We start from the raw sequence: 26,323 nt of genomic DNA, 5'->3' as shown, positions 1-26,323 counted from the left end.
GCCCGGTGCTTGGCTCTCATCCGCCGGTGGCGATGGTCAGCACCTTGAATGGCGTGGTGATGATGATCTCGGCGACGGATCCGACTGCCTTGCCGAGGCCTCGGCCGAGATTGTCGATCTGGCCCTGCGTGGGTTCGTCCGATGCCAGGCCGGCTGGAGCGCGCAGACGGTCACCGAGCAATTGCACCAGGAACGGGTTGTCGGCGAATTTGGCGTGGTTCAGGCGGTCGCCGCCCTTGATCTGGCTGAGGTCGGCCACGACGACGCCGTAGCTGGCGATGTCGGCGGCGTTGCCGTAGTCGCCGACGCGCGGCTTGTCGCCGGATATCAGGCTGGACAATCGCAGAGCACGGTCGTCGGCGGAAAGCAGGATGACGAACGGCCTGTCGGGCTTGCCGTAGCGGATCATCTGCTTCTTAAAGACGTCGACATCGATATCGGGCGATGCCAGGACGACACGGCCGAGCTTGCCGTCGAGATCGCGGTCGCCGGTGATCGCCAGCTGGCGCAGCGCTTCCATCGTCACCCAGGTTCCCATCGAATGCGCGATGATGTCGATGCTCTTGACCCGTGTCTTGGCGAGCATCCTGAGCGTCGCCTCGAGGTCGTCGCGCGCGGCGTTGGCGCTGTCCTTGTCGTAGATATAGCCCGTGGTCTTGCCGCTCGAAGCCCACGAAAACAAGATCGGCGTACCCGGATATTCGGTGTCGTGGGCGATCTGCGTCAGCCGGTAGACCCCATCGTCGAAGCCGTTGTTGAAGCCGTGGACGAAGACCAGCGCGCGGTCGCCATTCATGGTGATGTTGGCGCCGACGGCCTTGGCGAATTGCGAGGCGTCGCCATAGTGGACGACGTCGGTGGCGGTGAATTGCTTGGCCGGGTTCGAATTGGCCGAGCCCTTGGCGCGCTCGATGGCGCCGACCTGGTGGACCTTCGGCACGGTGACGTCGACGCGGGCGTAGCTGGTGGTCAGCGAGCGATCGCCATCGAACACCTGGCGTGGGTCCTTGGTCGCCTGCTTGCGGGTGGTGGCGACGAAGATTTCGTGGGTGGCCGCGATGTCGGAGGCAGGCACCGAAACCGTCGTCTCGTTCAACAGGTCATGGGTGTTCGGGCCGACGCAGCCGGCGGCAGCGAGCGCGAACGCAAGGACCAGGACAGTCTTCCAACGCTCGTTCACGCGGGCTCCCGCTGGCGCATTGGCGCCGATTTCAATGTCGTAGAGGCAGAGACCGGCCCGGTCCAGTTGAAAGTGATCGGGCCGAGCGGCATTCGCGACCTCACGCAGCGACGGTCGCCGCAAGGCGACAGCCTTATTGTCCGAGCGCGCTGATACGGTCGGTCACCGTCTGGTCGCTGGCAAAGCCGTCATCCTCGCGCAGCCGCTGGCCGATCATCTTCACCAGTTCGGGATTGTCGGCGAATTTGGTGTGGTTGAAGCTGTCGCCTCCCTTGACCTTGGAAAGGTCGACCACGGTGACGCCATAAGCGGCGAGGTCGGCGGCATCCTTGTAGTCGCCGACGCGTGGCCGCGAGCCGGCGATCAGGCCTGAGAGCCGCAGCGCCCGGTCGTCGTCGGAGAGCAGCAGGATGAACGGCTTGTCCGGCTTGCCGTAGCGGCGCATCTGGCTCTTGAAGACGTCGACGTCGATGTCGGGAGAGGCCAGCACGACATCGCCGAGCTTGCCGCCGAGATCGCGGTCGCCGGTGATGGCCATCTGGCGCAGCGTTTCCATGGTCACCCAGGTTCCGAGCGAGTGGGCGACGATGTCGATGCGCCGCGCGCCGGACTGCTGCAGCATGCGCAATGTCACCTCCAGCTGATCGCGGGCGGCGCTGGCGCTTTCCTTGTCATAGACATAGTCGGTGGTTCTGGCGCCCGATGCCCAGGAAAACAGCACCGGCGTGCCGGGATAGCCGGAATCGTGGACGATCTGGGTCAGGCGGTAGACCGCGTCGTCGAAGCCGGTGTTGTAGCCATGCACGAAGACCATGACGCGGCCGCCGCGCGCGGCGATGTCGGCGTTGAGCGCGCTTGAGAATTGAGGCTGCGCATCGTAGCCGACGACCTCGGAAGCCATGAAGTATTTCGCCGGGTCGTTCGACTTGCCGCGCGAGCGGCGCTCGATCTGGCCGGTCTGGTGGACGCCGGGAACGGTGACGGTGACGCGGGCGTAGTTCAGCGTCGCCGAGCGTTCGCCGTCGAAAACTTTGTTGGGATCGTCTGATTTCTTGCGTGTGGTGGCAATGAAGATCGAGTGATTGCCCGAGATTTCGGTCACCGGCGTGGACATGACGGCGCTGCCGAGCAGTTCCTCGGTTTTGCGGCCGCCGCAGCCGGCGATCAACAGGGCAAGTGCAAGAATGCAAATCGTCTTCAAACGCACGTCAAAAATTCCACTCCGGCCAAAAGGCCCATATACCCCCGCGGCACCTCCCGGACAGTGAGAGTGCGGCAGAAGTAAGTCGTGTCCAGCCGAAATGTGGTCAGCGTCGAGCCACGGTCATCGCACTGTTGCGCGAAAGCCAGAATGGCGGCAGGAACGCAGGGATGTTGGAGAAGGGCAATACCTCGGGCTTGAGCCTGATGCCGAGCACATCGCCCATGAAGGCGCGGCGCGCCTCGATGCGGCGCCATGCCTCGGGATAGCGGGCCGCGATCTCCTCGCGCAGGGACTCATCGGCAAGCGCGATACCGTCTTCGATGTTGGTGGTGAAATAGCTGGTTCCGGTCGCCGGAATGATGTCGACCTGCAGCGCCATGCCCGATTGCAGCTTGATGTCCGAGCCGGAAAACACCGGCGAATGCATCCATTCGTCGATATGGACGAGATGGCCGGGATTGAGCGAGACGCCGAAGAACGGGTCGCCTATGCGGTCATGCACGGCTTTCCAAAGCGCTCCGCCGGCAACGCCTATGCCGATGGTCTCGTACCAGTCGACGACGGCGGCGAAATAGGGCGCTACCAGCTGTTCGACATAGTCGCTTATCTCGCGCGGCAGTTCGGCCGCGCTCTCGACCAGGAAGCCGGCGCGGGCGTTGAGCGAGCCCTGGATGCCATAGGCCATGGTGACGGGATCGCCGCGCTTGATGATGTCGAGGCGCGGGCTAGGCAAGCCGTAGGGCGCACGCCTGCCGGCGGACAGCATCGGGTGGCAGCACAGGGGCAGGCCGTTGATCCCCATCAGCCGCGCGGCCTGCAATTCGCTCATGCCGGGCTCAATATTCCCAAGCACGTTGCGCAGGCCCTGCGAGGAAAAGGTCGCGGCGAATTCGAAGGACGCCAATTGGTCTGCCTCGTTGATGGCGCGTAGGCCGTCGGATGGGTTCATCAACAGGTTGGCGGCGTTGACCACCGCGCCTCTGTCGCCGGCCAGTGTGCGCAGCGTATCGGCGATGAAGGACGGCAGGTCGAGCGTCGTCTCGCCAACGCCGCCATCGCCGGGCCCGAACGGCTTCCAGCCGATGGCGCCGATCTTCTGGCCGGCTTTCAGGCCGCAGGCGGCAAGAGTGTCGGCAAGTGAGGCGGAGCGGTCGCGTGGCTGCGCCGGCAGCGAGAAGGTCTGGTAAAGGACGCGCTCGTAAGGCCCGTCGCAGATTTCGGCATAGCCCCAACCCTCATTGCCGACGAGAAGCTTTGGCTGGCTGCCGGGAACGATGACCAGCAGCGTCTCCTCGAAACGCGGATCGTAACCACTGAGATAGGCGACATTGGCCGCGTGCTCGCGGTCGCCATAGACGGCGAAGGCGTCGAGCCCGGCCTCGGCGCCGCGCGCCAGCAGAGCCTCGATGCGCGCTTCGTAGGTCCGCCGCTGAACTAGCGGCATCACTGTTGGCTCGCCGAATTCAGGAAGGTCTACGGTCTTCAGGGCGACAGCCGAAACAGGCATGAGGATGGCTCCAGTGGATTTCCTGCTGGCGCGCCAAAGCGGCCGCGCCGCATCGGTGGCTGCAAACGGCGAATTGTGCAATAGGCTTCGCCTTCGAACCATTCGATCCAGAGGTGACGGCGCCATGAACAGTTTCTCCTTCCGTGTCGCCACCGCCGCAGCCGCGATCCGCGAGATCTTTCCCGAAACGCCGCTGCAGGAAAACGACTATTTGTCGAAGAAGACGGGGGCTCGGGTGCTGTTGAAGCGCGAGGATCTTTCACCGGTGCGCTCCTACAAGATCCGCGGCGCCTTCAACTTTTTCCGCAAGGCGCTTGCCGCCGGCAACGAGGCCGAGCTGTTCGTCTGCGCCTCGGCCGGCAACCATGCGCAGGGCTTTGCCTTCGTCTGCCGCCATTTCGGCAAGAAGGGCGTGGTCTTCATGCCGGTGACGACGCCGCAGCAAAAGATCGACAAGACGCGGCTGTTCGGCGGCGATTTCGTCGAGATCAGGCTGGTCGGCGACTTCTTCGACGACTGCTACCGCGCCGCCTTCGAATTCACCGAAAGTTCCGGCGCGCATATGGTGCCGCCCTTCGACCACAAGGACATTATCGAGGGGCAGGCGACGGTCGCCTATGAGATCGCCGGCCAGATGCCGGGCGCGCGCATGCCCGACATCATCATGCTGCCGGTCGGCGGCGGTGGCCTGGCCGCGGGGGTGACGCACTATTTCGCCGATCAGCAACGTGACGCGCGCTACGTCTTTTGCGAACCGGCCGGTGCGCCGAGCCTGCATCAGAGCCTCGCCAGCGGCAAGCGCGTCCGGCTCGCCAATGTCGACAATTTCGTCGACGGCGCGGCGGTGGCCGAGATCGGCCGCGAGCCGTTGCGCCACCTCAAGGAGTTCGCCGCTCAGGCGGTGCGGCTGATCCCTGAGAACCGGCTCTGCGCCACCATGATCGAGATGCTCAACATCGAAGGTGTGGTGCTGGAGCCGGCCGGTGCCTTGGCGATCGACGCGTTGAAGGATTTTTCGCGCAAGGAAATCCGCGGCAAGACCATCGTCGCGGTGGTGTCGGGCGGCAATTTCGATTTCGAGCGGCTGCCCGACGTGAAGGAGCGGGCGCTGCGCTTCGAGGGGCTGAAGAAATACTTCATCATCCGCTTTCCGCAGCGGCCGGGCGCGCTACGCGACTTCCTCGAACTGCTCGGTCCCGACGATGATATCGCCCGCTTCGAATATATGAAGAAATCGGCACGCAATTTCGGCTCTGTGCTAATCGGCATCGAAACCAGGGACCGGCGCAATTTCGACCTGCTGAAGGCGAATTTCGAGGCCGAGGGCGTCCACTATCAGGACATCAGCGACAACGAGACCCTGGCCGGGTTCATCATATGAGCGGTGCCGTGTTCGTCGCGCTGTTTTCCGGCATCAATGTCGGCGGCAACCGCATCGTCCAGATGGCGGAGTTGCGGGCGTTATTCGAGGCGCTAGGCTTCACCGATGTCGCCAGTTATGTGCAGAGCGGCAATGTCGTGTTCCGGACCAAGAAGGGCGACGCCGCCACGCTGGCGAAACAGATCGAAATGGCGTTCGAGAAAAAATGGGGCTTTCACTCGCGCATCATGGTGCGCGATCTCTCCTGGTTCGAACGGTTGGTGAAGGAGAATCCTTATCCGGAAGTCGCCGGCGATCCGACCAAGCTTCACGCCTACACGCTGGAGCGCCAGCCGACGGCGGACGAGATCGCCAGGCTTGCCGAAAAATGCACCGGCCCGGAAAGCTTCGAGGTCAGGGACGACGTGCTCTACCTCAAGGCGCCGGACGGGCTCGGCAAATCGGTGTTCGCCAATCTCATCCCGCGCGTGCTGAAAGTGCCCGGCACCGCGCGCAACTGGCGCTCGGTGCTGGCGCTGCTGCAGATAGCGCGTTCGCTTTGAACCGCTTCTACGTTGCGGTCGCGATGCTAATTAAGCCTCGGCTAAACAGTTGTTTTTCTGCAACAATTTTCGATTATCCGGCCTAGGCAGCTTAATGAATACTGCATGTCTGTGCTATGCTCTTTCCGACGCATTGGGGAGTTTCATGAAACGTCTGCTTCTCGCATCTACTTTCCTGATTTCGGCTTGCGGCGCGGCGTTCGCCGCCGACGTGATTGAGACCGTACCGGCAGGGTTTGTCTGGTCGGGTGGCTATGTCGGCATCAACGCCGGCTATGGCTGGGGACGCGGTGACGCGGTCGACCAGACGGATTCCTTCTTCGACGAGGAGCTTGGTCAGACCCATGACGTCGATACCGACGGCTTCCTCGGCGGCGTTCAGGCCGGTTACAACTGGCAGTCTGGAGCATTCGTCTATGGCGTCGAAGCCGATCTGGGCTATCTCGGCCTCGATGGCGACAGGACTATCGTCGAAGAGCCCGACAATTTCGGATCGGCGAAACTGGGCGTCTATGGCGATCTGACGGCACGTCTGGGCTACGCCACCGACAGGCTGGTGATCTACGCCAAGGGCGGCGCGGCGGCGACTCACTACAAATTGAGTTATGGCGATACTTTCGATTTTGACGGGGTGCCCGACCCGGACAGCAGCGCATCGAAGAGCGGAGGCCGCTTCGGCTATACGATCGGTGGCGGTGTCGAATGGGCCTTCGCCGACAAATGGACCACGAAGCTGGAATACCAGTACTTCGACTTCGGTAAGGTCCGTTTGACAGATATCGAGGGCAACGACGCAAAGGTGAAGATCGACGCCCATACGATCAAGATCGGCCTGAACTACAAGTTCTGATCGATCCGTCGTTCCGACGGTTCAGATGGCGTCGCAACCAAGTGACGCCATAACGTCGCCCGGGGCTGGCAGCTTCCGGCGTTCGGCGTTGCGGCTGACAGCAGATCAGGTCGCCGGAGCCTGCTTCCACTCGAAAGTCAGTTCCTCGCGGAAGGCAAAGCGCTTGATGTGATCGGCAACAACGCTCTCCATGCGCTCCAGCGATCCGCTTTCCTCCGTCGACACCGTGATATGCAGCGCTGCCGCATCGGCATCGAGAACCGTGCGGCCGAGCGACAGATCGATGGTGCCGTGGTTTGGATCGAACACGACGGAAAATTTGTGCGCCCAGTGCTTGCACAGCTGCTGCAAATAGCGGCTGGCATATGCGGTGGTGACATCGGCACGGCTGGTCGGCATAAATGAATTCTCCTGGATGAGGCACTGGCTTTGCTTGGCTGGCGCGACAGGCAGGTAAATAGGTGCCGTTGGTCGAAATGGCAAAGGCGGCCGGCTTGTCGGCGCGGCCGCCTCGCTCAAGATGGCGTGATCGCTACCAGGTGCCGGTGTTCGGCATCGATGCCCACGGCTCGGCCTTGGGTTTGGCCGGGCCCTTCTGCAGCAGTTCGAAGGAGATGCCGTCCGGCGACTTGACGAAGGCCATGTTGCCGTCGCGCGGCGGCCGGTTGATGACGACGCCATTGTCCATCAGATGCTGGCAGGTGGCGTAGATGTCGTCGACCTCATAGGCGAGATGGCCGAAATTGCGGCCGCCCTTGTACTCCTCCGGATCCCAATTGTAGGTCAGTTCGATCAGCGGCGCCTTCTCAGTGATGCCGCTTTCTACATCCTCGGAGGCGGCGAGGAAGATCAGCGTGAAGCGGCCCTGCTCGTTTTCGTAGCGGCGCACTTCCTTCAGGCCGAGCTTGTTGCAGTAGAAATCGAGCGAGACATCGACGTCGGCGACACGGACCATTGTGTGGAGGTAGCGCATGGGATTTCCTCGGGGATGTTTGGGTTGCGAGGCAACATAAGGTCCACCCCGTCGGAGGGCAACGAGCATCGGACTGGAAAAGTGATCACCGGTTTTTGGAAAATCAGGTTGCTCTGACAAAAGCGTCCGACCACAAGTGGTTGCCGATTTCGGCAAAATCCGATGCAAATTGCCGACCGGTTGACGGCCTTGACGGATCGCCATTGCAGCCGGCAGCGACGCCGGCAAACAACAAGTCAGCTATTCCTGTATTCAACCGTGAAAAAAGGCACGGCAGGTCTTGCACACCCCGGAAGCGGCGGTGTTAATCTAACGTCAAGAATCACTTGCGGTTTTCTTGAAAAAAGGGGGCGTTCTTATGGGGGATAAGGCCTCTTTCACGAGGCGGGATGAGAACCTTGACGACGCCCTGAAGCGCGACAGTGGCGGCGATACCGCCGACCTTGTCGAAATCGCCGGCGCCATCAAATGGTTCGACGTGGCCAAGGGCTACGGTTTCATACTACCCGATGACGGTTCTTCGGGCGACATCCTCCTCCATGTCACCTGCCTTCGAAAGGACGGTTTTCAGACTGCATTGGAGGGCGCGCGTGTCGTGTGCCTTGTCAAGCACGGCGACCGTGGTTTGCAGGCGTTCCGGGTGCTGTCCATGGACACCGCCACCGCGGTCCATCCGGCCGAGATGCAGGAACAGCGCACCCATGTGGCGGTGACGCCGGAAAGCGGGCTCGAGCGGGCGCTGGTTAAGTGGTTCAACCGCACCAAGGGCTTCGGCTTTCTGACGCGCGGCGAGGGCACCGAGGATATCTTCGTCCATATGGAGACGCTGCGCCGCTATGGCATCACCGAGCTCAGGCCCGGACAGGTCGTGCTGGTGCGTTTCGGACGCGGTGACAAGGGCCTCATGGCTGCCGAGATTCACCCCGATATGGGCACCTTGCCGGTCGCGCATTAGGACGCGAGCCCTCCTGAGGAAATCAGGACGGCTCTTTCTTGGTTTCACCACGATCTTATCCGAATACCTGAGACCACTTTTAGGGATCATGGTCTTTGGTCGAGGATTTCCAATGGCGTACAGGAACTGGCTGACAGCGGGCGCGCTCTGCGTCATCGTTGCGGTAGCCGCAGGCGCTTACTTCTATTCCGGGCAGCCGACCGCATCCCAGCAGACGATCGCCGGCGGTCAGGCGATGATCCTTCCCGTCGATCCGACACCCTTGGTCGTGGCGACGAAAGGGGGCAATAAATCCTTTTCCATCGAAGTCGCCGACACCGACTCGGAACGCGAGGCCGGCCTGATGTATCGCCAGGATATGGCCGACAATCATGGCATGCTGTTCGTCTTCGAGATGCAGAAGCAGGTCGGCTTCTGGATGCACAACACGCCGATGCCGCTCGACCTGATCTTTGTTGGACAGGACGGCAAGGTCCGGGCCGTCAAGCACGGCACTCCATTGTCCGATGCAGTCATCTCGCCGGGTGTGCCAGTGCGCTTCGTGCTGGAGCTCAAGGCCGGCACCGCCGCCAAAAACGGCATCGACTATGGCGATCTGCTGCGCCATCCGGCCGTCGGCACGGTGTCCGGCCCCGGCATGCCGCCATCGGACAAGGGCAACGCGCCCACGCCCGGCGCCGGCTGAGCCGCTCCCGATGCAATTCTTCTCCCATGACGGGTTCGACTTCGCCTTCCTCGACCGCCAGCCGGCGTCGGGCGATGGCGATCCGGTGCTGATGATCCACGGCTTTGCCTCCAGCCACTATGTCAACTGGGTATCGCCCGGCTGGTTCAAGACGCTGAACGATGCCGGCTATCGCGCCATCGCCTTCGACAATCGCGGCCACGGCTCGTCGTCGAAAAGCTATGACGAGGCCGACTACACACCAGCCAAAATGGCTTCGGACGCGGCGGCCCTGCTCGACCATCTCGGCATCGGCCGCGCGCATGTCATGGGCTATTCGATGGGCGCGCGCATCGCGGCGTTCCTGGCGCTGTCGGATCCGGGCAAGGTGGCGACTCTGGTCTTCGGCGGGCTCGGCATCGGCATGGTCGACGGCGTCGGCGACTGGGACCCGATCGCCGAGGCGCTGCTGGCCGACGATCCGGCCGCCACCAGCCATCCGCGCGGCCGCTCCTTTCGCGCCTTTGCCGATCAGACGCGCAGCGACCGCCGCGCGCTGGCCGCCTGCATCGCCACGTCGCGCGAACTGCTCAGCGAACACGACATGACGCGCATCGCCCAACCGACGCTGATTGCGGTCGGGACGACAGACGATATCGGCGGCTCGCCCGACGAGCTCGCCGCGCTGATGCCGAACGCCAAGGTGTTTCACATAGACGGCCGCGACCATATGCTGGCTGTGGGCGACAAGACCTTCAAGCAGCGGGTTTTGGAGTTTTATGCCGAAAATCCGCTTTAACCGGTAAGCGATTTTTCGGGCGAAATGGATTGGGCGGCCGGCGAGGGGTGGCAAACAATGGCTCAATGGGGAAGAAGCGCCGACGCTCTGCCGGGCGCCGTCGTGACAAGCATGTTCGGCAAGCGTTCCGTCATCCTGGCGCTGCTCGCCTTCGGTGCCGGTGTGATAGCGCTGACCACAATGGTGGCGCTGCCGGCCCACGCATCCGAGCGTGCCCAGAACATCGCCACGGCTTTCTTCATGGCGGTTTTCCTGCTGGCAGGGCCGTTGGCGCATATTGCCGGATTGATTTTCGGGCTGATGGCGCTGGTGCGTTCGAACGATAGCCGCGTGCTTGGGGTCGTCGGCATCCTGCTCAACGGCGGCTCCCTGGCGGTTGGCTTCCTGCTGCTTGTGGCAATGGCATCGACGATCGGCGCTTTCACCTGATCGGGGACGAGTAATGGCCGGATGGGGAAGAAGCACGATAGCAATGCCCGGCGTGGTGGGGCGGAGCAGCTTGGGCAAACGCTCGGTGATCCTGGCCCTGCTGGCGTTCGCAATGGATGTTGCGGCGGTGGTCACGCTGGCGTTGATGCCAGGCGAGGCGTCGCTGGCCGCTCAAAACGTCCTCGGTGGGGTTTTTCTAATGGTGTTTCTCGTTGCGGCGCCGCTGGCGCACATCACCGGCGTGGTTTTTGGCTTGATGGCACTGGGACGTTCAAACGACAATCATGTCCTCGGCATCGTCGGTATCCTCCTCAACGGGCTGTCGTTGGTGATCGGCCTGTTCTTTGTTTGGGCGGCGACCAAGTCCGTTGGCGCCTTCAGGTGATCGATCTTCGTCTGGCTTGCAGCCGGAGGCGGTGCCGCTTTGGTTGATCTTCTCGTCACCTACATGGAGATGCGCCCGCGCGATTTGGCGCCTGCACGCGTCAGCCCTGCAGCAGCGACCACGGTGGCGCCGGAAAGGCTGGACAGCGCCGCTTACATCGACCTCTACCGCGCTGTCGGCGAGCCGGTGCAGTGGGACCAGCGGCTGCGCATGCCGGCGGAAGACCTCGAGCGCCTGCTGGCGCTGCCCTCGACACATATCCACGTGCTGCGCGTCGAGGGCGTGGCCGCTGGCCTGTGCGAATTCAACGGCGTCGGCCAGCCTGAGGTCGAGCTGGTTCATTTCGGGCTGATCCCCGTCTTCCACCGCCGCAGGCTTGGGCCATTCCTGCTCGACCAGGCGCTTCGCGCCGTCTGGTTGCATGCGCCGCAAAGGGTCTGGCTTCACACCGACACCTTCGATCACCCTGGCGCGCAAGCGGTTTACCGGCGCGCCGGTTTCAAAGCCTATGCGCAGCGCATTGAGACCTTTCCGGATTAGGGTTTGAGCGTTTCGAGCGACCGCGCCATGTTTTGCCTGGCCTGGGGCTCGAACCTCTGGCGGAATTCCTGCGAGTGAAAAATATGCTGGCGCGCGAGGAAAGTCTTGAGAATCACGCCGCGGCCGGCGCGCCACATCGGCTCCTCGACCCAGCCATATTCGCGTCGGACCGCTTGTTCATAGGCGTCGAAAGCGTCGGCTGACGCACCCAGGATCGCCAGGTCCATGTCGAGGAAAAGCGCTGCGTCGCGGAGGGCGTTCTCATCGGCGAGGCCCCGTGGTTGAAGGCTGGGCAGTTCATGCGTGGCGGTGGCGACGATCATCGCCGCGATGCGGCCGAGGCGCTCCGGATTGGTGCGGGCGCCAAGTTTGTCCTGCGCAAGTGCCGCACTCCTGGCCTCGTTGTCCTTGGCGCGGCTGTCATAGATGGCGTCATGGAACCAGATTGCGGCTTCGACGGCGCCGGAATCATGCAGCGATGCTCGATATTCGGCCGCCAGCGCCAGCAACGCCTCGATATGGGCGAGGTTGTGATAGTGGCGATCCGGAGCTTGATAGAGCGCGGAGAGCGCGCGTTTCAGCGGAGCGTCGATCAAGGGTTCGTTTTCCATGGCGGCTTGAATTTCCGTGAACCAAATCCATTTCACCGAGCACTAAGGAAAATTGGGTTCAATCGTGCTATGATCTGGCTTATATGTGCCGCCGGAGAATAGGCAAGCGGCCAGGACGCAGGACAAGACGTCGATGAACAGCATCAGCATTTCCCGCCCCACAATGGTCCAGCCGGTCGATCCGATCTGGCGTTCGGTCCGCGACGAGGCGATGGAAGCGGTCAACCGCGACCCGCTTCTGGCGGCGTTCCTCTATTCGACCATCCTCAACCAGGAGAGCCTGGAGGAAGCTGTCATCCATCGGCTCGCCGAGCGGCTCGCGCATCAGGACATCGGCTCCGACCTCATCCGCCAGACGTTCAAGTCGATGCTGGCCGACGACAAGGAATGGTCGTCGATCGTGCGTGTCGACATCCAGGCCTATTACGACCGCGATCCGGCCTGCGACCGCTTCATCATGCCGGTGCTCTATTTCAAGGGTTTCCATGCCATCCAGACGCACAGGCTGGCACATTGGCTGTGGAATCAGGGCCGCAAGGATTTCGCGCTCTATCTGCAGAGCCGCTCGTCCTCGGTGTTCCAGACCGACATCAACCCGGCCGCCCGCATCGGCAAGGGCATCTTCATCGACCACGCCACCGGCCTCGTCGTGGGCGAGACGGCGGTGATCGAGGACGATGTGTCGATCCTCCATGGCGTGACGCTGGGCGGCACCGGCAAAGCCGGCGGCGACCGTCACCCCAAGATCCGTTACGGCGTGCTGATCGGCGCCGGCGCCAAGATTCTCGGCAATATCGAGATCGGCCATTGCTCGAAGATCGCGGCAGGCTCGGTCGTGCTGTCGCCGGTGCCGCACAACAAGACGGTTGCCGGCGTACCGGCCCGCGTCGTCGGCGAGACCGGCTGCGACCAGCCTTCGCGGCAGATGGACCAGCTTTTGCCGTCGCAGTCGATGGATCAGGTCGTCAGCTTCGACATCTGATTTGCAACACCCGGCGCGCCGGACTGAAGTCCGGTTGCCGGCGCCATTGCCTCTGGAGCATGATGCCGAAAAGTGTGAGGCGGTTTTCGGACGACATCATGCTCTACCTCCTTGATTTAGAGGCGGATTTGGATTCGACCTGAAATCATCCGGCCCCAGGGTTCGCGTTCTATCCAGCCGGCTTGCCTTTACATCGCCATTGTCGACGTGCCAGAAGCGCGTTCCAACGAGCAAGCCCGACGATCGGAGAAGACTTTTGAAGCCGGACGAAATCAGAAAGCTGGACGCCTATTTCAAGCGCGTCTTCCAGAATCCCAAACTCGAGGTGAAGGCGCGGCCGCGCAAGGAAGATTCCGCCGAGGTCTATGTCGGCGACGAGTTCCTCGGCATCGTCTTCAAGGATGAGGATGACGGCGACTACAATTTCTCGATGGCGATCCTCGACATCGATCTGGCCTGAGCCAGACGGCTACGGACTTCGGCGATTGGCGGCAGCCAGCTGCGCCATCGTCATCCCGGGGAGAAGCAGCCGCAGAGCGGCGTCGCTGAGACCCTGGGATACATTCCGGGCCTCGGCTCAGGAATGTGGCGGTCCAGAACTGCCTCTGCTGCTTCCCAACAGTAATTCTGCACCGCTTCGCTGCCTTAAGGGCAGGGAACGGATCCTCGGGTCCGCGCGGCTTCGCGCCCGTGTATGACAAAAGCAGAGGGCCGCTACCGTGCGGTCTTCAGGACGCGCGTGGCCTCGGCGACGATAGCGGCGTCAAGCGCCGGCCAGTTGCCCAGCAACTCCCGGGGAAAGCGGTAGGTCAGGCTGAGGCTGTCGCCGACCTGGATGTCCCGCTCGCAGGGCGCCAGCGATTCCTCGGCGCTCGGTCCGCTCAGGCAGCGGGCGACGAACGGGTCCTTGCCGGCCCGGCCGGCGACCGCGAGCACCTCGTTGAGATAGCCTGATTTTTCCGTAAAACCGTAAATCGTCGTGCCGCCGGGGCCGGGCGCGCCGGGCTGGCTGATGAGCGCGCTATAGATCGGCGCGAAACGGCCGCTCATGTCGCGCGACATCATCTGCGGTTCAAACGACAGGAAGATGATGTTTTTGGCGGCCCCCGTGTGGTTGAAATCGTCGCGGGCGGCTTCGCTGTAGCCGTCCATCTGGGGATAGCGCAGATAGAGGTCGAGGCGCGAAGCGATGCCGTCGCGCCGCGCCTGCAGGAAGCGGATGGCGTTGGCCGGCACGGCAATGACATTGTTGCCGATCACTACCCTGTGGACCGTGGTGTCGTCGGTGTAGCCGGCCATGGCGATCGAGCGGCCGAACCATTTTCCGCCAAGGCTGATCGCCAGCGACAGCAGCGCCAATGCGGCAAAAGCATAGAACACCCGCTTCATCAGCACGGAATCGACGACGTTGAACTCTTCTGCGGTCGCTGCCTGCTTCATCGCAATCCCCATAGTCGCCGCCCTCTGTCCCTGGGCGGCACACATGCCGCGGCATGGCTCTTGCTGCGCTGGACGCGACTGTGCGATTTCATGGTAAACGGAAGGTAAAGATGAGCCTGCTGCTGCCCGTTCTCTTCGCTTTCGCCGTCGGCCTCACCGCCTGCGGGCTTACCGGGTCCGTGATGGAACTGGCGGCGGGCCGCCGGCTTGCCTTTGCCGAGCCTTATGTGTCGCCGGCGTACATCCTGCGCTCGCTGGCCGCGACCGCTTGCGCCGGGCCGTTCATGCTCGCCAACGATGCGCTCGATGCGCGGCGCGAGGGCCGCATTTCGACGCTGATGCTGATGTCCTGCGGCTGCACGGTGATCGCCTGGGCGCTGACGCTGGGCATCGTGCTGATCGCCATTGCCTCCTGGGGCATTGGCTCTCCTGGTGCGCTTCAGCTTTTGGTGGAATCGCTGGCGCGGTATTTGCCTTGAGGCAATTGCTGGGGGAAACCGCTACGCGGTTTTCGTAGGATTGTTCTAGGGTTTGTCCCGGCCTGCGACGAATCGGAGACTGCAAATGCCGACCTATGCAATCGACGGAAAAGCGCCCCGTTTCGATGATCCCGACAGCAACTGGATCGCGCCGGACGCGACGTTGATCGGCGACATCAGCGTCGGTCGCAATGCCGGCTTCTGGTTTGGCGTGGTCATCCGCGGCGACAACGAGGCGATCGTCATCGGCGCCGACAGCAATGTCCAGGAACACACGGTGATGCACACCGATCCCGGTTTTCCCCTGACGATCGGGCAGGGCTGCACCATCGGCCACCGCGCCTTGCTGCATGGCTGCACGATCGGCGACAACAGCCTGATCGGCATGGGCGCCATAGTCCTCAACGGCGCCAGGATCGGCAAGAATTGCCTGGTCGGCGCCGGCGCGCTGGTCACCGAAGGCAAGGAGTTCCCCGACAATTGCCTGATCGTCGGCTCGCCCGCGCGGGTGATCAGGACGCTGGACGACGCCGCGGTCGCCAGGCTGCGCGACTCGGCCGCGCACTACGTCGCCAACGGCAAGCGCTTCAAGGCGGGGCTGAAGAAGGCCTGAACTCTATTCCTGTTTGACGATGATCTTTTCCGAACGGCAGGTCAGCGCAGCAAAAATCGTTTCTCGCTTTCGCTGACGCGGTTCTTCGGTTCGGGATCATGGTCTGAAATGGTGGAGCCGGCCCGGGGACGGGGCCGGCTCCTTAAAACCCGGTCGTTGGGGACGGGGAGGGTGGGGACTCGACCGGGCTTTCTCGTTAGGCACGTCGCATTATTCGATGTGCTTGACCTCTGTGATGGCGTCCTAGCGGACGCTGGCAACCGCGTCGGCGCGACCGTCATTGATCGTCACCCACACGCCGGAATTCTGGTCGGACTGGCGCTTCAGGTATGTATAGTCGGTGTCGGTCCAGGACAGCACCTTGGACTCCAGATTGTCGAGGATGAACTCGCCGAGGCTGGTGCGCACGGTCAGCACCGCGTGGCCGTCGCCATTTTGTTGGCGCGCCACGGTCATCAAGAGATTGCCGGCGGGAACGCCGAGCGCCATCAATTCGCGGCGCTTCTCCAGCGCATAGTCCTCGCAGTCGCCGAAGCCGCTGTCGGGATAGGACCAGACCTCTTCCTTACCCCACATTTCCATATCGGTGCGCGGCACGATCCGGGTGTTGACCGAATTGTTGACGTCGACGATCGCCGCCCACAGCTTGCGGGTCAGTTCGACCGGTGCCTGCTTCGGCGTGCGCTGAGCGCACTCCTGCGGCAGCTTCTGGCAGAATTCGTAGTGACCGACCGGCTGTGTCGTGCGGCCGCCAGTGTGCATGTAGGCCGGTCCTGCTGCTTGCGCCGTTCCCCAAGCGGAAAGCTGCATCGCCATTGCCAAGAGCAACAGCTTGCCCCAAATCTTCGCCATTGGTCAGTCTCCCCGTTTGAGGAGACAATGACAGCGCTGGATTTATTTGACGCAAAAACCCGAAGTAGACATTGAGTAAAAGCTCAATAGAATACGCGTAAAATTTGACCTATTTTAAAATAAAATCGTTCAGGTCTCGGCGTAAAACCGCGGTGTCGGGGCGCGGATTTCCGGGTGGAGCCGTGGATTTGCTGCGTGCCGCTACAAGCTGGAGAGGCAGGCGGAACGCCGGCAACAAAAAACCGGCCGCGCAGGGCCGGTTCGTTTTTGCTGCCTGTTGCCGATCGTTCAGGCGCGCGGGGCGTTGAACTCGGAATCGAGCGTTTCCGGGCGTTGGATGACGGCGAATTCGATGGCGACGCCATCCTCGAAATGACGCACCACCTGGCCACGCATGGTGCCTAGCATCACCTGGATGCCGAGCGCCGGCTTGACGTCGATCTCGACCGCCGCGCCCGATAGCGACAGGTCGATGATGCGGCACTGATACTGGCGCCCATCGGTGAGCTGCAGCACGCTTGTCGGGTTGCGCGGCGCCACGCGTTCGTGGCGACGGTCTTCCGGCAGGTCGAGTTCATGCTTGTTGGCGAGCCAGGTCAACTGCGCGGCAAGCTTGTCCTTCTTGCGATCCGAGGCAATGACGGTCATGGCGAAGCCGTCCTGCGAGGTGCGCGTCACCACGCCCTCGATGCGGCCGATATGATCGATATAGGCAATGATTTTTTCGCCCGGCATGCCGACGCGCTCGGTGCGCAACGCGACATTGCCCGGTGACATATCGACGACCTGGCAAGGGTGTTCGGTGCGGTCCTCCAGCATGAAGCGCCCGTAGATCTTGACCCGGACGCGCTGAAAGTTACGCCTTTCGGCGCGGGACGGTGCGTATTCGACCGCCGCTGACCTCATGACTGCCTACACCCCGTTGGCATTCCCGCGTCGTGCGTGGAATCTCGGCCAAAACTACAGCCAAGCAGGTTAACAAAGGAGAAAAGTGGGTCGCCGATAGTTAAGATTAGCGCCGGCTTGGAGACTATTGCTCGCGCCCGCCGTCGAACACGACGAGGTGGCGGATACGGCGCGACCGACCGAGCGCCGAGATGGTCTCCGCCGCTTCGAGTTCGGTGGGAGCCAGCGAAGGAACGGATATTTCCGGACGGTTTTTCAGGAACATCGGTTCCTTGTCGGGAGCGATGACGCGGATGGCGTCGATCAGCGCGTCGGTGATCGGGTCGGCGCCCAGCCAGAACGGCTTTTCCACGGCGCTGATGACGCCGAGGCAGCGCGGGTTCTCGACGCCGCCATCGAGCGGCAGCGCAAGCAGTTCGAAGTGGTTGGACCGGCCGCTGCGGCTGAACCCCTCGTAAGTGATCAGCACAACGGATTTCTGCTCGAAAACGCCATGAATGAGGCGCGACACCAGCCGCTGGTCCTTGTCACGCCAAAGCGAGGGGAACGAAAATCCCTTGAGCTCGCGGCCGTAGCCGGCGCAAAGCCTGGTGCCGGCGAGCCGGAACACCGCTTCGCCGCGCGTATCCCTTTCCAGGATGAAGGTGTCGGCCAAAAGCGCCTTGATGTCGGCCGGTTCGACTTCCGAACGCTTTGGGGCAGGACGTCCATGACGCAGGCGATTCCAATAATGGAACAGCGCGATTGATCCGTTCTGGTTCATGCTATTAAACTCCGCGCATTCTGCCGTCTGATGGTCCCATCGGTGAACAGAAAGGGCGCCCTCCGATGACCTACATGCGTTCCGGAGCAGGATGCGTGCCAGCGTCGTTAAGACTTGTTCACGGGTCGGGGGCGTTAAGGTTAACAAGTGGTTTACGTTGCGCGCGCAGGCTTGCCATGGCACACCAAAACCACTCCAGAAGCGGTCGTTTCGCGACGACCAACAGCACTTCGGTCAATAGTTTTAGGGGAGCAGGGGGCTCGACCAGCCGTTCAAGGGAAACCTTGGACGGCTTCTTTTTGATTCGCGGTTTGTGATTCGCGCTTTGTGATTCGTAGTTTGTGATTTGTCCGGGCATGGCCTAGATGCTCGCGACACGCAAATCCCTGGATCAGAGCATATGAGCGAACCGGCCGGCCCCCTGGAGACCGAACAGACCGCGGAGGCGCCGCCGCCGCGCCGCGAGCCGGTGTTCAACCTGCCACCGGCGGTGCTGGCGGTGATCGGCATCTGCGTTGCCGTCTTCCTGCTGCAGCAATATGTGCTGACCGAAGAGCAGCAGATAACATTGCTCACCGACGGCGCCTTCATTCCGGTCCTCTACACCGGCCAATACGGTTTCGACTGGTTCCTTTTCACCCGTCCTTTCACCTATGCCTTCATGCATGGTGGCGTTGCCCACATTGCCATCAACATGGTTGCGCTGGCCGCCTTCGGGTCGCCGCTGGCCAACCGTCTCGGCTGGTTCTGGTTCGCCTTGTTTTTCGCCGCCACCGGGCTGGCCGCGGTGGTGCTGTTCTGGGCGGTCCATCCATACGGCGAAGCACCGCTGGTCGGCGCTTCCGGGGCGATATCGGGCATGATGGGTGCGGCGGCTCGCTTCGGGTTCCGTACCGACCGCTCCTCCGGCAGGGCGGCCTTTGCCGGTCCCGTGCTGCCGATCGCAGTCGTTTTGCGCATGCGCGGCGTCGTCAATTTTCTCGGCGCCTGGATGGTCATCAATCTCGCCACCGGCCTTTACGGTCTCGGGCTCGGAGAACCCGGCCAGATCGCCTGGGAAGCGCACATTGGCGGCCTCGTCGCAGGCTTCTTCGGATTGCGCTGGTTCGACCGGCGCTGGCGGGCGCCTGAATGGGAGATCCCCGACGACCAGCGCACCCCCCACTAGCGCACTCTATTGGCGCACCCCACTGGCACACCCCACTGGCACACTTGAAAAGCAACCGATCACGGCGCACGATGTTCACTCTTATGTGAAGCCGGTCAGGGCGGGAGCTGGCTAGCCAAGCAGGAGGAGGAGGACGCCATGACGGTTAAGGCAATTCTCGAGAGAAAAGGCCATGACGTGTTCACGCTCGGGCCGAATGTAAAGCTCAGCGAAGCCATTCGAATCCTGGCCGACCACAAGATCGGTGCACTGGTCATCACCAACGGCGATCGCAAGATCGTCGGCATCCTTTCCGAGCGTGACATCGTGCGGGTCGTTGCCAGGGAAGGCGCTGCCGCACTTGATATAACGGTACGCTCGGCGATGACGCCGAAAGTGAAGATCTGCAACGAGAACCACACGGTCAACGAGGTGATGGAGATCATGACCAAAGGCCGTTTCCGCCATCTGCCGGTGGAAAAGGATGGGCTGCTCGACGGGATCGTGTCGATCGGCGACGTGGTCAAGCGCCGCATCGAGGATGTCGAGCGCGAGGCCGACGAAATCAGGGCCTATATCGCAACGGCCTGACCTGACGAAGAAACCGCCGTCCGAATACCGGCCGGCGGCGTTCATTCTATCGGTTGCCGAGCGGCCGAAAGGGGCTGAAAAGGCCAGCCCACTGCTCTGCGCTGCTTTGGGCGCTTGTCTCGCGAAGCGGTTTGCACTAGCGAAGACCGATACCCAAATTCGCGAAAATCGCAGTTTTCGCGAGCCAAAAGCGCAGGCCACCATGACCCTTATCGATACCCGCACGCCCGATGCCAAACGTTTTATTCCCGGCGCTACCGGCGATTGGGAGATCATCATCGGCCTCGAGGTCCATGCGCAGGTAACCTCGGAAGCAAAGCTGTTTTCCGGGGCGTCGACGACTTTCGGCGCGGCGCCCAACGCCAATGTCAGCCTGGTCGACGCGGCCATGCCCGGCATGCTGCCGGTCATCAATGAGGAATGCGTCAAGCAGGCGATCCGCACCGGCCTCGGATTGAAGGCGCAGATCAACCACAAGTCGGTTTTCGACCGGAAAAACTATTTCTATCCCGACCTGCCGCAGGGCTACCAGATATCGCAGTTCAAGCAGCCGATCGTTGGCGAAGGCACGATCGTCATTTCGGTCGGTCCCGACCGGCAGGGCGAGTTCGAGGATATCGAGATCGGCATCGAGCGCCTGCACCTGGAGCAGGACGCCGGCAAGTCGATGCACGATCAGCATCCCACCATGTCCTATGTCGATCTCAACCGCTCCGGCGTGGCGCTGATGGAGATTGTCTCCAAGCCCGACATGCGCTCCGCCGACGAGGCCAAGGCGTATGTCACCAAGCTGCGCACCATCGTGCGCTATCTCGGCACTTGCGACGGCAACATGGACGAAGGTTCGATGCGCGCCGACGTCAACGTCTCCGTTCGCAAGCCCGGCGGCGAATTCGGTACGCGCTGTGAGATCAAGAACGTCAACTCGATCCGCTTCATCGGCCAGGCCATCGAGTTCGAGGCGCGCCGCCAGATCGCCATCCTCGAGGATGGCGGCAAGATCGACCAGGAAACCAGGCTGTTCGACGCCGTCAAAGGCGAGACGCGCTCGATGCGCAGCAAGGAAGAGGCGCATGACTACCGCTACTTCCCCGATCCCGACCTTTTGCCGCTGGAGTTCGACCAGGCCTATGTCGACGCGCTGGCCAAGGAGTTGCCGGAACTGCCCGACGACAAGAAGGCGCGCCTGATCTCCTCACTTGGCCTGTCGACATACGACGCCTCGATCCTGGTGTCGGAAAAGCCGATCGCCGACTATTTCGAGCAGGTGGCCTCGGGCCGCGACGGCAAGCTTGCCGCCAACTGGGTCATCAATGACCTGCTCGGCCAGCTTAACAAGGCCGGCAAGGGCATTGAAAATGCTCCTGTAACACCGGAGCAGCTCGGTGCCGTGATCGACCTGATCAAGGAAGGCACCATCTCCGGCAAGATCGCCAAGGATCTGTTCGAGATCGTCTGGAACGAGGGCGGCGATCCGCGCCAGTTGGTCGAAAGCCGCGGCATGAAGCAGGTCACCGACACCGGCGCCATCGAGAAAGCGGTCGACGAGGTGATCGCCGCCAACCCCGACAAGGTCGAGCAGGCTCGCGCCAAGCCGACCATGGCCGGCTGGTTCGTCGGCCAGGTGATGAAAGCCACCGGCGGCAAGGCCAACCCGCAGGCGGTCAACGATCTGGTCAAGGCCAAGCTCGGTATCGAATAGAACAATGTTCGTCCGCACCGCCAGCGAACGTGACCTTGCCGCTGTCCGCGCGCTGCTGGTCGAAACCTGGCACGCAACCTACGACGCGATCTATGGCGCCCAGCGGGTGATCGAAATTACCGACGACTGGCATTCGATCGCCTCGCTCAAGGCGCGGCTGACAAGGCCGAACTCGGAATTCCTGGTCGCCGATGACGGCAAGCGTATCGGCGGCATGGCTTTTGCCGCCGCAACGACGGATGCGAAGATCGTGCTGCTGAACCAGCTCTATGTACTGCCGGCCTGCCAGCGGCAAGGCATCGGCCAGGCCTTGCTGGACGAGGTCGAAGCCAGCTTTCCCGAGACGAACAGGTTGCGCGTCGAGGTGGAAGAGGCCAACGTGCCGGCCATCGCCTTCTACCGTTCGAAGGGATTTTTGCCGGTCGGCAGCACCGCCGATTGCGGCGGCGGTTCGGGGTTGCCGGCGCTGATCTTCGAGAAACCGCTGGTAACCCGACCTGCCGACTGGTTCCAGACGAGATCGTAGACGAAACTGCCCTTGGTCAGGATGGTCGCGGGCGCCAGCCATATAGCGACCGGGGCAAGGGCGGCGAGAATTGCCAGGCCGGCTCCGGCAAAGAACTGCAAAGGGGCAAGGCCGGCTCGCCGGTCACGCCAGAGGGGATAGAGCAGGACGGGCGCGCCGATGTGAATGAGCACGACCGGGCCTTTGGCCAGCACGCCGAGCCCGATGAAGAGACCCGCCAGCACCGCCTGCCAGCGGTTGCCGGTCCTGGCGAAGCCCAGCAACGCCAGCAGTGCGGCGACCACACAGGCCGTCAAAAGCATGTCGAACAGGATCAGGGTCGAATAGATGACAAAGACGGTGCTGCCGGCCACCAGCCAGGGGATGCGACTGGCGATTTCCGGGCGCTCGGGAAACAGGGTTTTGGCCAGAAGTGTCGTCAGCCAGATGACCAGCGACGAGGCAGCGAAGATGACGAGCATCGCCGCCGCGCGGCTCACACCGAAGATGTTCCAGACGAGATCGATGAGCCAGAACAACAGCGGCGGCTTCTGCAGATAGGGCGCAAAGTTCATCGTCGGTACGAAGACATGTCCACCGAGATACATCTCCCAGGCGACGCTGAGATAACGCGTCTCGTCGACCGGCAGTAGCGGACGGAAAGCGAGCGCGATGCAAAGCAGGGCCAGCAGGAAGAGGTAAGGCAGCAGCCGTTCAATTCGTGTCGGTATCAAGTTCGGGGACCGCCCAGGAAATGGTTTTCCACGTCCGGTCGTGCACGATGCACCGTCTCCGGACCGGAGCAGAACCGCACCATGATTTTGGCCGAATTGCAACGATGCCGGCTTGGTATTGTGGATTACGCCTGCGTACCGGCAAATAGTTGAAAAATTTGACGATTGGCTCCGAGTATGGCTTCAGGCCGAGCGCAGCGGCGGCGTCAATTCGCGCATCAGGAGTTCCAGCTCTCGCTGGTCGCCGGTGGCGGTCTTGTCGAAGATGGTTGCCAGCTGTGATTTGACGGTGCCGTCCGAGACGCCGCTGGCAGCCGCGATTTCACGCCGTGTCAGCCCGGCGGCGACATGGCCGGCGACACGCTTTTCCGCTGCGGTCAGTCCGAACAGCGCAGCGATCGCTTCCAGCGCCGGCACTGATGCGGCGCCGGCGGCGGCAATGAAGATGGCCGCGGCGGCGCGCGGCGACATGCGGGCCGAAATGTCGCGTCGCGCCAGAGGCATGACATGCGCCACCGCCGGAGACATGGCCTTCACCAGCGGAATGTTGATGCCGGACGGTCCGAGCGCGAATTCGTCGCGCGTGCCGAGCTGGACGGCGCGGCCGATGGCGGTGTTGGCGTTGGCATAAGCGAAGGACAGCTGGCCGCGCACCGAGGACACTGAGGCGGTTTCGGTGAGCAGGGCTTCGGCTGCCGGATTGGCGAAAATGATCTGCATATCGTCGGCGACGATCAGCACTGGATGGTCGAGGCTCTCAAGGATCGAGCGAAAGATGTCGGCCTTGCGCCGCTCGGCCTCGAACAGGTCGCCGATGGTCACCGCACGCCGGACATGGGGGGCGAGCCTGGACATCAGGTCGATATCCCTGGCTGAAATCTGGGGCCTGTCCTTGTCGGTAACCACCATCAGCGTGCCGGTGCGCGCCGGCTGCTTCATCAGCGCTACCCAGAAGAAATCGTCGAGACGGTTGGGTTCCACCCACTCGCGCACGATGCGGCTTTCGAGCCAGTTCTGGCGGGCGTCAGGGCCTTGCAGGGCGTAGACGCTGTCGACGGTCAACGGTATGTCGACTTCCATCTTCGGCACCGCCTTGAAAAAGGGCACCTCGCAGGCGTAGTCGCGCTGCAGCGGCTCAAGCAGAACCGGATCGCCGCAGGAAGTCGAAAACCGGGCCGAGTTTCTCGCCGTATCGACGACCGCCAGCATGGCAAGCCGGCCGAGCGCCAATTTGCAGATTGATTCAAGCGTCGATGGCCAACGGCCGACATCGACAATCGAATCGTAGATTGCCTCGACGATCTGCGGCAGGGCGCGACCGACTATGTTGGCCTGGACAGACACGTAGAGCCTCGTAAGGATTGCAGCGTAGTGGCAGGTCACACACTGTCTCTGCCTGGGGTCGCACACAACATAGCCGGCTTGGTTACGTCTGTGAAACGTCTCACAGCGGCGTTCGGTGTATCGTGAGCGCTTACGGGCTGGCCAGAACGTACCTGATGAGCCGTTGTCTAAGAGCGCTCGGGCCGCTCTGCGATACAAATCAAAGTGAACGGAATTGGAATTTTTCAGGGAATAAATGAGTAAACTTCCACATTGTCGATCAACCTGGTTCTGCCAAGCCACGCCGCGGCAAGCAGGCGGCCATCGCCGTCACGCCGCCACGAGGTGAGCGTCAGGCTCTCGCGCGCGGCGACATAGTCGACGCTGTCGAAGCCTGCCTCGAGAAGCGCGGCAGTGGCTTTACCGGTCACGCCGTTTTCATCGGCACCGGCCGCGAGCGCTGCCGCCGTCTGGCGCAAGATGACATTGAGCTGTCGCGCGACGTCGAGCTCGGCGGCGTCGAGATAGGCGTTGCGCGACGACATTGCCAGGCCATGCGCATCGCGCACGGTTGGCGCGCCGACGATTTCCACCGGAAGGTCAAGATCGCGGCAGAGCTTTCGGACGACGCAAAGCTGCTGGTAGTCTTTTTCGCCGAAGATGGCGTAGTCGGGCAGGGCTTGCAGAAAGAGCTTGGCCACGACCGTGGCGACGCCCTCGAAGAAGGTCGGCCTGAAATCCGATTCCAGGCCAGAAGACGGGCCGCCGACCGAAATCTTCGTCGCAAAGCCTGCCGGATACATTTCGGAAACCGTAGGCGTGAAGGCAAGCTGTGCGCCGGCCTCGGTCAGCCGGTCGAGATCGCGGGCCAGCTGCCGCGGATACTTGTCGAGATCTTCAGTGGGGGCGAACTGGGCCGGGTTGACGAAGATGGAGACGACGCAGCGATCGGCCGTTGCGAGCGCAGCCCCGACCAGCGAGATATGGCCGTCATGCAAAGCGCCCATGGTCGGCACCATGGCGACGCTCAGGCCTTCGCGCCGCCATTCGCGGATCTGCGCGCGAAGGCCGGGCACGGTGTCGACGACGAGCGGCTGGCGGATGGGGGGCCGGTTCATGCCTTGTCCTTGTCGCTCGCGGCTGAAAAGACGTGGCCCGGCCCGGGGAAGGTGCGGCTGCGCACCTCCGCCGCATAACGCGCCGCGGCATCGGCGACAGCGCTGCGCAAATCGGCGTATTCCTTGACGAATTTCGGCACCCGGTCGACCGTCAGGCCGACCATGTCGTCGATGACCAGGATCTGGCCGTCGCAATCGCGGCTGGCGCCGATGCCGATGGTAGGAATGGTAATGTGCCGGGTGAGGTCGGCGGCAACGGTCTCGACCGTGCCTTCGATGACCAGCGAAAACGCGCCGGCCTTTGCGACCGCGTCGGCGTCGCGCATGAGCGCGGCCACATTCTCCGGCGTGCGGCCCTTGATCTTGTAGCCACCGTCCTTTTCCACCGATTGCGGCTGCAAGCCGATATGGCCCATCACTGGAATGCCGGCCGTGACGATTGCGGCGATCTGGAGGGCGACTTCGACGCCGCCTTCCAGCTTCACCGCCTGGCAGCCGGTTTCCTCAGAGATGCGGCGCGCCGAGGCAAGGGCTTGCGCGGCCGAAGTCTCGTAGCTGCCGGCCGGCATGTCGACCACCACGCAGGCCTTTGCCGAGCCGCGCATCACGGCCTGGCCATGGACGATCATCATTTCCAGCGACGCGCCAAGCGTGGTCTTGTGGCCATGCAGCACCATGGCAACGCTGTCGCCGACCAGGAGAAGGTCGACATGATCGTCGAGCAGGCGGGCGACGGGATAGGTGTAAGCGGTAAGGCATACGACCGGCACGCCGCCCTTGCGGGCGCGTATTGTCTCCGCACTGATCCTGGCGACAGCTGGGGCCATTCCTCACCTCCCGCAGCCGGCGTTGACTACAGCGCCGCGCGTCCCGTGGACGCGCAAAGGACGCTGTAGCACTTTGGTTTGCGCATGATCCTTTCCGAAAATCGATTTCGATTTTCGGGGTCATGCGGCAGCGCCGACGATGAGAGCTTTAGGAAGACGCAGCCGGCTTGGCAAGCGTCGGTTCGCAGGTGCGAAATGGATCGGCCAATCACTGAGCGTTTCGGCATGCCGTCAGTGCCGCAGGCACCGCAAAACCCTTGCCTTCGCGGAGTCCTGACGCCATAAGCAGGAAGCTGGCACCGCCGTGCGCCCCGCGAGGAT

Annotated in this window: 31 protein-coding genes and 1 pseudogene; 17 read left to right on the top strand and 15 right to left on the bottom strand. The window is 62.6% G+C overall.

Translation table 11 applies throughout. The features are described from left to right. Positions 1–16: 16 nt before the first annotated feature. From NKI05_RS10700 to NKI05_RS10690, 3 genes are all read right to left on the bottom strand, one after another. Positions 17–1,180: an alpha/beta hydrolase gene (locus NKI05_RS10700; RefSeq protein ID WP_031205366.1), complete on the bottom strand. Its 1,164-nt coding sequence runs from the start codon at positions 1,178–1,180 to the stop codon at positions 17–19. 133 nt (positions 1,181–1,313) lie between these two features. Beyond that, positions 1,314–2,387 carry an alpha/beta hydrolase gene (locus NKI05_RS10695; RefSeq protein WP_023691199.1) on the bottom strand — a complete coding sequence of 358 codons (1,074 nt, stop codon included), beginning with the start codon at positions 2,385–2,387 and terminating at the stop codon, positions 1,314–1,316. Between the two features lie 100 nt (positions 2,388–2,487). Then, positions 2,488–3,891, bottom strand: coding sequence for an aminopeptidase P family N-terminal domain-containing protein (locus NKI05_RS10690; RefSeq protein WP_023815359.1), 1,404 nt, complete (start codon positions 3,889–3,891; stop codon positions 2,488–2,490). Between the two features lie 124 nt (positions 3,892–4,015). On the opposite strand from NKI05_RS10690, the gene ilvA reads away from it, so the two are divergent. The 3 genes from ilvA (at position 4,016) to NKI05_RS10675 (ending at position 6,664) form a co-directional block, all read left to right on the top strand. Continuing rightward, positions 4,016–5,272: a threonine ammonia-lyase IlvA gene (ilvA, locus tag NKI05_RS10685; protein WP_023815358.1), complete on the top strand. Its 1,257-nt coding sequence runs from the start codon at positions 4,016–4,018 to the stop codon at positions 5,270–5,272. Then, entirely contained in the window at positions 5,269–5,814 is a 546-nt protein-coding gene (locus NKI05_RS10680; RefSeq protein WP_023815357.1) for a DUF1697 domain-containing protein, read from the top strand. The genes ilvA and NKI05_RS10680 overlap by 4 nt, the downstream gene beginning before the upstream one ends. Positions 5,815–5,959: 145 nt before the next feature. After that, the gene (locus tag NKI05_RS10675; protein WP_023815356.1) at positions 5,960–6,664 is read left to right on the top strand and encodes an outer membrane protein; all 705 of its coding nucleotides are present in this window, start codon (positions 5,960–5,962) and stop codon (positions 6,662–6,664) included. Between the two features lie 105 nt (positions 6,665–6,769). On the opposite strand, the gene NKI05_RS10670 is transcribed toward NKI05_RS10675, so the two are convergent. Further along, positions 6,770–7,063 carry a DUF2218 domain-containing protein gene (locus NKI05_RS10670; RefSeq protein WP_023815355.1) on the bottom strand — a complete coding sequence of 98 codons (294 nt, stop codon included), beginning with the start codon at positions 7,061–7,063 and terminating at the stop codon, positions 6,770–6,772. 133 nt (positions 7,064–7,196) lie between these two features. Beyond that, positions 7,197–7,637: a VOC family protein gene (locus NKI05_RS10665; RefSeq protein WP_023681520.1), complete on the bottom strand. Its 441-nt coding sequence runs from the start codon at positions 7,635–7,637 to the stop codon at positions 7,197–7,199. A gap of 358 nt (positions 7,638–7,995) precedes the next feature. On the opposite strand from NKI05_RS10665, the gene NKI05_RS10660 reads away from it, so the two are divergent. The 6 genes from NKI05_RS10660 to NKI05_RS10635 all read left to right on the top strand — a co-directional run bounded on the left by NKI05_RS10660 (position 7,996) and on the right by NKI05_RS10635 (position 11,409). Continuing rightward, positions 7,996–8,592: a cold-shock protein gene (locus NKI05_RS10660; RefSeq protein WP_031194802.1), complete on the top strand. Its 597-nt coding sequence runs from the start codon at positions 7,996–7,998 to the stop codon at positions 8,590–8,592. Positions 8,593–8,704: 112 nt separating this feature from the next. Then, a complete protein-coding gene (locus NKI05_RS10655) occupies positions 8,705–9,277 on the top strand; it encodes a DUF192 domain-containing protein (RefSeq protein WP_023815354.1) in 573 nt (190 codons plus the stop codon). A 10-nt stretch (positions 9,278–9,287) separates the two neighbouring features. Continuing rightward, a complete protein-coding gene (locus tag NKI05_RS10650; RefSeq protein WP_023688366.1) occupies positions 9,288–10,055 on the top strand; it encodes an alpha/beta fold hydrolase in 768 nt (255 codons plus the stop codon). 57 nt (positions 10,056–10,112) lie between these two features. Then, positions 10,113–10,484: a hypothetical protein gene (locus NKI05_RS10645; protein ID WP_023695388.1), complete on the top strand. Its 372-nt coding sequence runs from the start codon at positions 10,113–10,115 to the stop codon at positions 10,482–10,484. Positions 10,485–10,554: 70 nt separating this feature from the next. Beyond that, positions 10,555–10,869, top strand: a complete 315-nt coding sequence (locus tag NKI05_RS10640) for a hypothetical protein (protein WP_352792362.1) — start codon at positions 10,555–10,557, stop codon at positions 10,867–10,869. A gap of 39 nt (positions 10,870–10,908) precedes the next feature. After that, on the top strand, positions 10,909–11,409 hold the full coding sequence (locus tag NKI05_RS10635; RefSeq protein WP_023815352.1) for a GNAT family N-acetyltransferase: 501 nt from the start codon (positions 10,909–10,911) through the stop codon (positions 11,407–11,409). Here NKI05_RS10635 and NKI05_RS10630 read toward each other — a convergent pair. After that, a complete protein-coding gene (locus tag NKI05_RS10630) occupies positions 11,406–12,020 on the bottom strand; it encodes an HD domain-containing protein (protein ID WP_023815351.1) in 615 nt (204 codons plus the stop codon). The genes NKI05_RS10635 and NKI05_RS10630 overlap by 4 nt on opposite strands. A gap of 133 nt (positions 12,021–12,153) precedes the next feature. Between NKI05_RS10630 and cysE the strand changes: the two genes are divergently transcribed. Both cysE and NKI05_RS10620 read left to right on the top strand, forming a co-directional pair. Further along, a complete protein-coding gene (gene cysE, locus NKI05_RS10625) occupies positions 12,154–13,002 on the top strand; it encodes a serine O-acetyltransferase (RefSeq protein ID WP_023667506.1) in 849 nt (282 codons plus the stop codon). Between the two features lie 256 nt (positions 13,003–13,258). Next, entirely contained in the window at positions 13,259–13,462 is a 204-nt protein-coding gene (locus NKI05_RS10620; protein ID WP_006200852.1) for a DUF3126 family protein, read from the top strand. Positions 13,463–13,716: 254 nt separating this feature from the next. On the opposite strand, the gene NKI05_RS10615 is transcribed toward NKI05_RS10620, so the two are convergent. Next, complete coding sequence (locus NKI05_RS10615) at positions 13,717–14,442, bottom strand: hypothetical protein (RefSeq protein ID WP_023667505.1); 726 nt, start codon at positions 14,440–14,442, stop codon at positions 13,717–13,719. A gap of 110 nt (positions 14,443–14,552) precedes the next feature. Here NKI05_RS10615 and NKI05_RS10610 point away from each other — a divergent pair, with 110 nt between their 5' ends. Together NKI05_RS10610 and NKI05_RS10605 are read left to right on the top strand one after the other, a co-directional pair. Beyond that, positions 14,553–14,921: a DUF6949 family protein gene (locus NKI05_RS10610; protein ID WP_023667504.1), complete on the top strand. Its 369-nt coding sequence runs from the start codon at positions 14,553–14,555 to the stop codon at positions 14,919–14,921. Positions 14,922–15,006: 85 nt separating this feature from the next. Continuing rightward, complete coding sequence (locus tag NKI05_RS10605; RefSeq protein ID WP_023815350.1) at positions 15,007–15,534, top strand: gamma carbonic anhydrase family protein; 528 nt, start codon at positions 15,007–15,009, stop codon at positions 15,532–15,534. A 243-nt stretch (positions 15,535–15,777) separates the two neighbouring features. Here NKI05_RS10605 and NKI05_RS10600 read toward each other — a convergent pair whose 3' ends face one another. The 4 genes from NKI05_RS10600 to NKI05_RS10585 all read right to left on the bottom strand — a co-directional run bounded on the left by NKI05_RS10600 (position 15,778) and on the right by NKI05_RS10585 (position 18,413). Next, positions 15,778–16,386 (bottom strand): transglutaminase-like cysteine peptidase, encoded by a 609-nt coding sequence (locus NKI05_RS10600; RefSeq protein WP_023681509.1) that lies wholly within the window; start codon positions 16,384–16,386, stop codon positions 15,778–15,780. A 288-nt stretch (positions 16,387–16,674) separates the two neighbouring features. Further along, positions 16,675–17,292 (bottom strand): PilZ domain-containing protein, encoded by a 618-nt coding sequence (locus tag NKI05_RS10595; RefSeq protein ID WP_023667501.1) that lies wholly within the window; start codon positions 17,290–17,292, stop codon positions 16,675–16,677. A 124-nt stretch (positions 17,293–17,416) separates the two neighbouring features. After that, on the bottom strand, positions 17,417–18,055 hold the full coding sequence (locus NKI05_RS10590) for a PAS domain-containing protein (protein ID WP_023681508.1): 639 nt from the start codon (positions 18,053–18,055) through the stop codon (positions 17,417–17,419). Positions 18,056–18,173: 118 nt separating this feature from the next. Next, the gene (locus tag NKI05_RS10585) at positions 18,174–18,413 is read right to left on the bottom strand and encodes a hypothetical protein (RefSeq protein WP_155927147.1); all 240 of its coding nucleotides are present in this window, start codon (positions 18,411–18,413) and stop codon (positions 18,174–18,176) included. A 42-nt stretch (positions 18,414–18,455) separates the two neighbouring features. Between NKI05_RS10585 and NKI05_RS10580 the strand changes: the two genes are divergently transcribed. The 4 genes from NKI05_RS10580 (at position 18,456) to NKI05_RS10565 (ending at position 22,021) form a co-directional block, all read left to right on the top strand. Continuing rightward, positions 18,456–19,223 (top strand): rhomboid family intramembrane serine protease, encoded by a 768-nt coding sequence (locus NKI05_RS10580; protein WP_023706620.1) that lies wholly within the window; start codon positions 18,456–18,458, stop codon positions 19,221–19,223. A gap of 138 nt (positions 19,224–19,361) precedes the next feature. After that, positions 19,362–19,793 carry a CBS domain-containing protein gene (locus tag NKI05_RS10575; protein WP_023667498.1) on the top strand — a complete coding sequence of 144 codons (432 nt, stop codon included), beginning with the start codon at positions 19,362–19,364 and terminating at the stop codon, positions 19,791–19,793. A 202-nt stretch (positions 19,794–19,995) separates the two neighbouring features. Further along, positions 19,996–21,495, top strand: coding sequence for an Asp-tRNA(Asn)/Glu-tRNA(Gln) amidotransferase subunit GatB (gene gatB, locus NKI05_RS10570; RefSeq protein WP_023688375.1), 1,500 nt, complete (start codon positions 19,996–19,998; stop codon positions 21,493–21,495). 4 nt (positions 21,496–21,499) lie between these two features. Continuing rightward, positions 21,500–22,021 carry a GNAT family N-acetyltransferase gene (locus NKI05_RS10565; protein ID WP_352792361.1) on the top strand — a complete coding sequence of 174 codons (522 nt, stop codon included), beginning with the start codon at positions 21,500–21,502 and terminating at the stop codon, positions 22,019–22,021. A 50-nt stretch (positions 22,022–22,071) separates the two neighbouring features. Here NKI05_RS10565 and NKI05_RS10560 read toward each other — a convergent pair. From NKI05_RS10560 to panB, 4 genes and pseudogenes are all read right to left on the bottom strand, one after another. Then, positions 22,072–22,575: pseudogene (locus NKI05_RS10560) on the bottom strand (ArnT family glycosyltransferase); the annotation flags it as partial. A gap of 342 nt (positions 22,576–22,917) precedes the next feature. Next, positions 22,918–24,078 (bottom strand): helix-turn-helix transcriptional regulator, encoded by a 1,161-nt coding sequence (locus tag NKI05_RS10555; protein ID WP_023738939.1) that lies wholly within the window; start codon positions 24,076–24,078, stop codon positions 22,918–22,920. A 224-nt stretch (positions 24,079–24,302) separates the two neighbouring features. Continuing rightward, positions 24,303–25,175, bottom strand: coding sequence for a pantoate--beta-alanine ligase (gene panC / locus NKI05_RS10550; RefSeq protein WP_444849040.1), 873 nt, complete (start codon positions 25,173–25,175; stop codon positions 24,303–24,305). Further along, positions 25,172–26,002 carry a 3-methyl-2-oxobutanoate hydroxymethyltransferase gene (gene panB / locus NKI05_RS10545; protein ID WP_023815349.1) on the bottom strand — a complete coding sequence of 277 codons (831 nt, stop codon included), beginning with the start codon at positions 26,000–26,002 and terminating at the stop codon, positions 25,172–25,174. The genes panC and panB overlap by 4 nt, the downstream gene beginning before the upstream one ends. Positions 26,003–26,323 lie beyond the last annotated feature (321 nt).

The organism is Mesorhizobium sp. M0771 (assembly GCF_040320155.1).
In the GTDB taxonomy this organism is placed as follows: domain Bacteria; phylum Pseudomonadota; class Alphaproteobacteria; order Rhizobiales; family Rhizobiaceae; genus Mesorhizobium.
This window is presented reverse-complemented; position numbering and strand designations above follow the sequence as displayed.

What these genes read in the sequence shown, in the direction of transcription:
- cysE (WP_023667506.1), top strand. Translation starts at nt 12,154, where the DNA reads ATGAACAGCATCAGCATTTCCCGCCCCACAATGGTCCAGCCGGTCGAT.
- NKI05_RS10670 (WP_023815355.1), bottom strand. Translation starts at nt 7,063, where the DNA reads ATGCCGACCAGCCGTGCCGATGTCACCACCGCATATGCCAGCCGCTAT.
- NKI05_RS10615 (WP_023667505.1), bottom strand. Translation starts at nt 14,442, where the DNA reads ATGAAGCAGGCAGCGACCGCAGAAGAGTTCAACGTCGTCGATTCCGTG.
- panB (WP_023815349.1), bottom strand. Translation starts at nt 26,002, where the DNA reads ATGGCCCCAGCTGTCGCCAGGATCAGTGCGGAGACAATACGCGCCCGC.
- NKI05_RS10595 (WP_023667501.1), bottom strand. Translation starts at nt 17,292, where the DNA reads ATGAGGTCAGCGGCGGTCGAATACGCACCGTCCCGCGCCGAAAGGCGT.
- NKI05_RS10630 (WP_023815351.1), bottom strand. Translation starts at nt 12,020, where the DNA reads ATGGAAAACGAACCCTTGATCGACGCTCCGCTGAAACGCGCGCTCTCC.
- NKI05_RS10575 (WP_023667498.1), top strand. Translation starts at nt 19,362, where the DNA reads ATGACGGTTAAGGCAATTCTCGAGAGAAAAGGCCATGACGTGTTCACG.
- NKI05_RS10665 (WP_023681520.1), bottom strand. Translation starts at nt 7,637, where the DNA reads ATGCGCTACCTCCACACAATGGTCCGTGTCGCCGACGTCGATGTCTCG.
- NKI05_RS10600 (WP_023681509.1), bottom strand. Translation starts at nt 16,386, where the DNA reads ATGGCGAAGATTTGGGGCAAGCTGTTGCTCTTGGCAATGGCGATGCAG.
- gatB (WP_023688375.1), top strand. Translation starts at nt 19,996, where the DNA reads ATGACCCTTATCGATACCCGCACGCCCGATGCCAAACGTTTTATTCCC.
- NKI05_RS10660 (WP_031194802.1), top strand. Translation starts at nt 7,996, where the DNA reads ATGGGGGATAAGGCCTCTTTCACGAGGCGGGATGAGAACCTTGACGAC.
- NKI05_RS10645 (WP_023695388.1), top strand. Translation starts at nt 10,113, where the DNA reads ATGGCTCAATGGGGAAGAAGCGCCGACGCTCTGCCGGGCGCCGTCGTG.
- ilvA (WP_023815358.1), top strand. Translation starts at nt 4,016, where the DNA reads ATGAACAGTTTCTCCTTCCGTGTCGCCACCGCCGCAGCCGCGATCCGC.
- NKI05_RS10580 (WP_023706620.1), top strand. Translation starts at nt 18,456, where the DNA reads ATGAGCGAACCGGCCGGCCCCCTGGAGACCGAACAGACCGCGGAGGCG.
- NKI05_RS10680 (WP_023815357.1), top strand. Translation starts at nt 5,269, where the DNA reads ATGAGCGGTGCCGTGTTCGTCGCGCTGTTTTCCGGCATCAATGTCGGC.
- panC (WP_444849040.1), bottom strand. Translation starts at nt 25,175, where the DNA reads ATGAACCGGCCCCCCATCCGCCAGCCGCTCGTCGTCGACACCGTGCCC.
- NKI05_RS10590 (WP_023681508.1), bottom strand. Translation starts at nt 18,055, where the DNA reads ATGAACCAGAACGGATCAATCGCGCTGTTCCATTATTGGAATCGCCTG.
- NKI05_RS10610 (WP_023667504.1), top strand. Translation starts at nt 14,553, where the DNA reads ATGAGCCTGCTGCTGCCCGTTCTCTTCGCTTTCGCCGTCGGCCTCACC.
- NKI05_RS10605 (WP_023815350.1), top strand. Translation starts at nt 15,007, where the DNA reads ATGCCGACCTATGCAATCGACGGAAAAGCGCCCCGTTTCGATGATCCC.
- NKI05_RS10690 (WP_023815359.1), bottom strand. Translation starts at nt 3,891, where the DNA reads ATGCCTGTTTCGGCTGTCGCCCTGAAGACCGTAGACCTTCCTGAATTC.
- NKI05_RS10585 (WP_155927147.1), bottom strand. Translation starts at nt 18,413, where the DNA reads ATGCCCGGACAAATCACAAACTACGAATCACAAAGCGCGAATCACAAA.
- NKI05_RS10655 (WP_023815354.1), top strand. Translation starts at nt 8,705, where the DNA reads ATGGCGTACAGGAACTGGCTGACAGCGGGCGCGCTCTGCGTCATCGTT.
- NKI05_RS10565 (WP_352792361.1), top strand. Translation starts at nt 21,500, where the DNA reads ATGTTCGTCCGCACCGCCAGCGAACGTGACCTTGCCGCTGTCCGCGCG.
- NKI05_RS10675 (WP_023815356.1), top strand. Translation starts at nt 5,960, where the DNA reads ATGAAACGTCTGCTTCTCGCATCTACTTTCCTGATTTCGGCTTGCGGC.
- NKI05_RS10650 (WP_023688366.1), top strand. Translation starts at nt 9,288, where the DNA reads ATGCAATTCTTCTCCCATGACGGGTTCGACTTCGCCTTCCTCGACCGC.